Source organism: Pseudomonas sp. PS02303 (assembly GCF_029959925.1).
GTDB classification, from domain to species: domain Bacteria; phylum Pseudomonadota; class Gammaproteobacteria; order Pseudomonadales; family Pseudomonadaceae; genus Aquipseudomonas; species Aquipseudomonas mandelii.
The window spans coordinates 109,303-115,931 of the sequence record NZ_JASCOM010000003.1 but is presented as its reverse complement, the minus strand read 5'-3'; the positions used below and the strand labels follow the sequence as shown (position 1 = coordinate 115,931).

Below are 6,629 nucleotides of genomic sequence, written 5' to 3'. Positions count from 1 at the left end.
TGCGTGGGCAGAAGGGACGCCATCGCGAGCAGGCTCGCTCCCACATTGGAATGCGTTCCCCTGCAGGAGTGAGCCTGCTCGCGATGGGGCCCTAAGCATCACCGACTGATCCGTGCCGTTCATACGACTGTCGAATTTATCCCCACCTCACCCACGCATCTGTTAAAACCCGAACTTTCCTTTTCACCCTCAGGCCGCCTGCATGTTTTCAAACCTGATGAGCCGCATAAGCCGCCGCTGGCTGCACTGGCTGTGCATGGCCACGCTGGTCGTCGGCTTGCCCGTCGGGTGCGGCGCACTCAAATACAAAGAGCGTGAGCTGTTGTTCCGCATCGAGCCGGGCACCGCCGGCTGGTATCGCGGTTTACCAACAGACGTCCAGGAATTCGATATCAAGCCTGCCAGCTTCAAGGACGGGCAAAACCTGCATGCCTGGTGGTGGCCGGCCGCGCGCCGCGATGCGCCGTCGATCCTGTATTTGCATGGCGTGCGCTGGAACCTGACGGGCCAGGCGTTCCGCATCGAGCAGTTGCGGGCGATGGGTTATTCGGTTCTGGCCATCGACTACCGCGGCTTCGGCCAGAGCAAGGGGGACCTGCCGTCGGAAGCCAGTGTCTACGAGGACGCCCGCGTCGCCTGGGAGCGCTTCAAGACGATGCAACCGGACGCCAACAAGCGCCTGATCTATGGCCATTCACTTGGCGGAGCAGTGGCCATCGACCTCGCGGCAGACCTGGCGGCGCAGGCGAAAAAACAACGCAACCCGATACCGGTGCGCGGTCTGGTGATCGAGTCCACGTTCACCTCGCTAGGCGATGCCGTGGCGCAAGTGGCCGACAGCAACCTGCCGGTGAAATGGTTGCCGGTGCGCTGGCTGCTGTCGCAGAAATTCGATTCCATCGACAAGATCGTCGACATCGACATGCCGCTCCTGGTGGTGCATGGCCTGGCCGACCCGTTCATGCCCTCGCGGTTCAGCCAGCAGCTGTTCAACGCCGCCAGCGAACCCAAGCGTCTGCTGTTGATCCCCGGCGGCACGCACAACAACAGCATGAGCCGGGGTGGCAGCCAATACCGCCAGGCACTCGAAGGTCTGATGAAAGCAAAACCACCGCAGATCGCCGGGCCTAGCGGTAACCCCGGGCTTGCAGGTTGAACAGCTGCGCATAGCGCCCGCCCGCCGCCACCAGACTGCCGTGATCGCCGCGCTCAAGGATCGCCCCCTTATCCAGCACGATGATGTGGTCGGCGTTGCGCACGCTGGAAAACCGGTGCGAGATCAGCAGCGTCATGCGGCCTTCGGTGTGCTGGCTGAAATGCTCGAACACCGCCGCTTCCGCTGCCGGGTCGAGTGCCGAGGTCGGCTCGTCCAGAATCAGGATATCGGCGTTACGGCGCATGTAAGCGCGAGACAAGGCAATCTTCTGCCACTGCCCTCCGGACAACTCCTGGCCACCGGCAAACCAGCGGCCCAGTTGAGTGGCGTAGCCTCGATCCAGCCCCTCAATGAACGGCGCCGCCATGCCTTCGGTGGCCGCTTCTTTCCAGCGTTGCTCATCGTTGAACGCCAGCGTGTCGCCGACGCCGATGTTCTCGCCGACGGAAAACTGATAGCGGATGTAATCCTGAAAAATCACGCCGATGCGCCGGCGTAGCGCGTCTTCTTCCCAGGCCTGCAAATCGCTGCCGTCGAGCAGAATGCGCCCGTGATCGGGGCGATACAGACGGGTCAGCAACTTGATCAGCGTGGTCTTGCCCGAACCGTTCTCCCCCACCAGCGCCAGGCTGTGCCCCGGCACCAGGTGCAAGTCGATGCCTTCAAGGGCCGCGCGGCTCGCCCCCGGATAACGAAAACCAACGTTCTCGAATCGCAAACCATCGCCAGGCACGGCGCCCACCGTGAGATGCCCGGCATCGGCCACCACCGGCTCGGCGAGGTATTCGTAGAGGCTCGACAGGTACAGACCATCCTCGTAGAGACCGCTGATGGCGCTCAAACTACTGCTCACCGCCGTCTGCCCCTGCTTGAACAGCACCAGGTACATGGTCATCTGCCCGAGGCTGATCTGGCCGTGGACGGTATCGACCACCACCCACGCATAGGCGAGGTAAAACGCCCCCGTGCCGAGCAACCCCAGCACAAATCCCCAGCCATCGCGGCGCAAGGTCAGCCGCCGGTCTTCGGCATACAGGCGAGCAAACGTCTCGCGATAGCGCTTCAATAGCAGCGGCGCGAAGCCGAACAGCTTGACCTCTTTGATGTAGCCCTCGTGGGAGAGCAGCGTTTCGATGTAGTTCTGCTGCCGACTCTCCGGCGCCCGCCGCGTGAACAGCCGGAACGCATCCCCGGAAAAATGCGCCTCGGCGAAAAACACCGGCAACGCACCCACCACCAGCAACACCAGTGCCCAAGGCGAAAAATGCACCAGCAACACGCCGAAGCTGATCAACACGATCAGGTTCTGGACCAGCCCCAGCGACTTCATCACCAACGCCAAAGGCCGGGTCGACGCCTCGCGCCGCACCCGCACCAACTTGTCGTAAAACTCGGAATTCTCGAACTGCACCAGCGACAACGTCTGGGCCTTCTCCAGAATCATCGTGTTGACCTTCTGCCCCAACTGCACCCGCAACAACGACTGCTGAACCGACAACGCCCGCTGCGTCCCGGACAACAACGCCAGCACGCCCGCCTCGAACAACACGTAACGCACCACCGGCCACAACGGCGCACTGCCCTGCTGCGCGTGCAATTGCATGGCGAAAACCACTGCGTCAACGATGCGCTGGCCCAGCCACGCGGCCAGCGCCGGAAGGACACCGGCGATCAGGGTCGCCAGCACGAGGCCGAGAAACAGCCCACGAGAAGTGCCCCAGACCAGCAGCAAGGCGCGCCGAGCCTGGTCGAGTAATGAGGTGAAACGAGAAAGTGCCGCAGGCATGGATTGATGAACTCGGCAAAGGAAGTCGCTGAACACTACAAAGACGTCATGGTACTTCAGCCAGAAATCCCACAGGCGAGAAACACCTGTGGCGAGGGAGCTTGCTCCCGCTGGGTCGCGCAGCGGCCCCAAAAAAGGCACCGCTGCACACCCCAACATCAGTTACCGCTCACCCCGGCAAACCGCACCTACTTGGGCAGATCAATCCTATCCAACACCCGGTTCGCCGTGATCTCCGCCATCATGATGCTGTTGGAAATACCCAACAGCGCATAACGCGACTCACCCTCCAGATGATCCACCAACTGGTGAACCATCACATCGACCGAGGCCAGCGTCTCGACCAGATACACCGCCAGGGTTTCGGCCGTAGCCTCGGGATCCACGGAAAACAAGGTGCTGCGGGTTCGCGGGGTGGCTTTGATGTCGGCATTCGACGGAAAGTGAAAGTCGAGTGCCCGCTCGGCGGCCTCGTTGAGCTTCTTTGAATCAGGTTCGTAGGGAGAGACCGGATCGGTGTCCGGTGGGTTGGGTGTTACCTTGAACATTGGCTCTAACCTCATCTAAGAGTGAGGCTGCAACCCGTTCGCGACTAAACGAAATGGAGGCAGCTGTGCACAGGTTAGTCGACCGATGAGCCAAGAAATCGGCGCGCCCGAAGGCGCCCTGCGCACAGCCACCATCAGGAGCAGGATGAGATACCCGACTGATAGAGACATCGTGCGACTTGACTACAACGGGCGACTAAACCCGACCACTGATGAGCAGTGGCAGGGAAACGATTGAGTCCGGGGTCAAACCGCACAAGCCGGCGGATTCTGGCGCAGCCGTAGGCAACGGCGCAAGGTTTTGTAGCTTTCAGGACGTAACCTTGACGGGTTTTAAACAAGCCCCGTTTCATGGTTAAACAACCGAGTCAGGTGGCTCACAAAATGCCCGCTCAAAACGCTCACTGGGAATCCTGAAACCGCGCCCGATACCGCCCAGGACTCTCCCCCGTCCACTTCTTGAACGCCCGATGAAACGCACTCGGCTCCTGAAACCCCAGCTGCTCAGCAATGTCACTGATACTCGCCCGACTCTCACGCAACTGCTCAAACGCCACCCCACGCCGCACTTCATCCTTGATCTCCTGATACGAACAGCCTTCCCGCTCCAGCTTGCGGCGGAAGGTGCTGGGGCTCAGGTGTTGTTCGAGGGCGAACGCCTGTAAGGTCGGCCATTGGCTGTAATGGCTGTTGCGCAGGCGCTGATGGACTTGTGATGCCAGGCCATGCTGGTTGCGGAAGCGGATCACCAGCCATTGCGGTGCCGTGCGCAGGAACACTTTCAGTGAAGCCAGGTCCTGGACCACCGGCAGGCGCAGGTAGTGGCTGGCGAATTCGATTTCGGTGCGTTCGGCGCCGAAGGTCAGGTTGGGGCCCCAGAGCAGTCGGTCGTCGCTGAGGGAGACGCGCTCGTGGCGAAAATCGGCGCGGTCGATCGGGATGCGCCGCCCGCCCAGCCAGCACAGCAGGCTGATCATCAACACCAGGAACGTCTCTTCACCGAAACGGCTGGCGTCTTCGTTTTGCGCGTGGCTGTCCAGGCTGATGATCGCGCGTTTGCCGCGCACCGTCAGGGTGCCGCGAAAGTCGCGCAGGAACAGCGCGAAGTTGGCCAGGCACTGGCGCATGGCTTTGTGCAGGTCGGGTTCCTGGATCAAGGCGCGGCAGATCAGCGCGAAGCTGCCGGGGGGCATGCCGTGGGAGTCGAGTCGGAAGAACTCATCGTTCAATTCGCGGATCTGAATCAGCCATAGCGCAGCAAACGCGCTCGCCGGCACACGGGCGGTCGGCTGCTCGATCAATGCCGGGTCGATGCCCGCCTCTTCCAGCGCAGCTCGCGAACGCTGCGGATTGTCCCCCTGCCCATGGATCATCGCCTGCACGAAGTAGGCCGCCACTGAGTCCTTTTCCCGCATTTGAACGCTTCTCTCCCCATCGCCCGACTGGCAAAAAACACCAGCACCGTTGAACAGTTGCGGCATAGGACAACCGCCCTGCCGGTTCTAGACTCGCGGCCAATAGTACGCCTTCGGCCGTTACGTCGGCCAAGGTATCGCAGGGTTTGATCGGAAGGACGGAACATGAATCTGCAAAACATCGGCGTGATCGGCGCGGGTACCATGGGCAACGGCATTGCGCAAGTCTGCGCAGTGGCCGGCTTCAACGTGACCTTGATCGACATCTCCGAGAGCGCGCTGCAAAAAGCCCTGGCCACCGTTGGCAAAAACCTCGACCGGCAGATTGCCAAGGAAACCCTGACCGAAGCGCAAAAGCTCGACGCCCTCGCCAGGATCCGCACCAGCACCGATTACAGCAGCCTGCACAACGTGCAGCTGGTGATCGAAGCCGCCACCGAAAACCTCGACCTGAAACTGCGCGTGCTGCAACAGATCGCCGCGCAGGTCAGCGCCGAGTGCGTGATTGCCTCCAACACCTCGTCGCTGTCGATTACTCAACTGGCCGCCAGCGTCAGCCAGCCTGAGCGTTTCATCGGCCTGCACTTCTTCAACCCGGTGCCGGTGATGGGCCTGATCGAAGTGATTCGTGGCCTGCAAACCAGCGACGCGACCCACGCCCTGGCGTTGGATATGGCCACCACCCTCGGCAAAACCGCGATCACCGCCGGCAACCGTCCGGGCTTCGTGGTCAACCGGATTCTGGTGCCGATGATCAACGAAGCAATTCTGGTGTTCCAGGAAGGCCTGGCCAGCGCGGACGACATCGACGCCGGCATGCGCCTGGGCTGCAATCAGCCGATTGGCCCGCTGGCGTTGGCCGACCTGATCGGTCTGGACACCGTGCTGGCCATTCTCGAAGCGTTCTACGACGGTTTCAACGACAGCAAATACCGCCCCGCTCCGCTGCTCAAGGAAATGGTCGCCGCCGGCTACCTGGGACGCAAGACAGGACGTGGCTTCCATGCCTATGCCTGAGCGTTGCTCGCGCTTCGCCGAGTACCGGGACATCGTGCTGGAGTTGTTCGCCAGCAAGGGTTTCGGGCAGGTCGGCATGCGTGAGCTGGCAACGTGCCTGGGGCTGTCCCCGGGCTCGTTGTATCACCATTACCCGAGCAAGCAGCACTTGCTGCTCGACCTGATCGAGGAGTTCTACGAAGAACTGCTGTCGACCCTGGGGCGCATCGACCAAAAAGGCTCGGCAAAACGCGACAAACTGCCCAACCTGATCCGCGCGCATTTGAATCTGCACCGGGAAATGCCCTGGCATTTTCGCCTGGCGGAGCGCGACAGCGGCTGCCTGAACGCCGAGCAACAAGCGCGTGTTCGACAGTTGCGCGAGCAATACGAGCGCACGCTATTGAAGATGCTCGGCGCCCCGTCCCGCCTCGGCGAACAGGGTTTGATCGCCGCCGGACACGCCATCGCCAACTTGCTCAACAGCGCCCCCGGCTGGCTGGCAAATCACCCGCTGGAGGAAGCGCAGCGCGATGAGTTGCTGGAAAGCCTGGTGATCGGCGCCGTCGAGCGCCTGCTGCGCCCATCACCCGCCACGCGTGCGGCGGCCTGAGTGTTCAAGCAATAAGCCTCGCTTCTTCCATAGAAAAAACGTCTAAACAAACCCGGCACGATTCCACGTCTAACGCTTTGCTACTTGGAGTCCATTCAAAGGCCAATGTGGGTCT

The 6,629-nt window shown here is 61.6% G+C and carries 6 protein-coding genes; 3 read left to right on the top strand and 3 right to left on the bottom strand.

The annotated features are described in order from the left end of the window. The first annotated feature begins 202 nt into the window (after nt 1-202). Nucleotides 203-1,156, top strand: a complete 954-nt coding sequence (locus QMX98_RS01995; protein ID WP_145306294.1) for an alpha/beta hydrolase — start codon at nt 203-205, stop codon at nt 1,154-1,156. On the opposite strand, the gene QMX98_RS01990 is transcribed toward QMX98_RS01995, so the two are convergent. The 3 genes from QMX98_RS01990 to QMX98_RS01980 all read right to left on the bottom strand — a co-directional run bounded on the left by QMX98_RS01990 (nt 1,128) and on the right by QMX98_RS01980 (nt 4,905). Then, nucleotides 1,128-2,942, bottom strand: a complete 1,815-nt coding sequence (locus QMX98_RS01990) for an ABC transporter ATP-binding protein (protein ID WP_282410159.1) — start codon at nt 2,940-2,942, stop codon at nt 1,128-1,130. The two genes, QMX98_RS01995 and QMX98_RS01990, sit on opposite strands and share 29 nt — an antisense overlap. A gap of 188 nt (nt 2,943-3,130) precedes the next feature. After that, a complete protein-coding gene (locus QMX98_RS01985; protein ID WP_282410158.1) occupies nt 3,131-3,490 on the bottom strand; it encodes a DUF6124 family protein in 360 nt (119 codons plus the stop codon). A 401-nt stretch (nt 3,491-3,891) separates the two neighbouring features. Then, a complete protein-coding gene (locus QMX98_RS01980; protein WP_102595832.1) occupies nt 3,892-4,905 on the bottom strand; it encodes an AraC family transcriptional regulator in 1,014 nt (337 codons plus the stop codon). Nucleotides 4,906-5,070: 165 nt separating this feature from the next. Here QMX98_RS01980 and QMX98_RS01975 point away from each other — a divergent pair, with 165 nt between their 5' ends. Beyond that, nucleotides 5,071-5,922: a 3-hydroxybutyryl-CoA dehydrogenase gene (locus QMX98_RS01975; protein ID WP_010455783.1), complete on the top strand. Its 852-nt coding sequence runs from the start codon at nt 5,071-5,073 to the stop codon at nt 5,920-5,922. Then, the gene (locus QMX98_RS01970) at nt 5,909-6,514 is read left to right on the top strand and encodes a TetR/AcrR family transcriptional regulator (RefSeq protein ID WP_083376329.1); all 606 of its coding nucleotides are present in this window, start codon (nt 5,909-5,911) and stop codon (nt 6,512-6,514) included. Before QMX98_RS01975 ends, QMX98_RS01970 begins: the two co-directional genes overlap by 14 nt. The last annotated feature ends 115 nt before the right edge of the window (nt 6,515-6,629 follow it).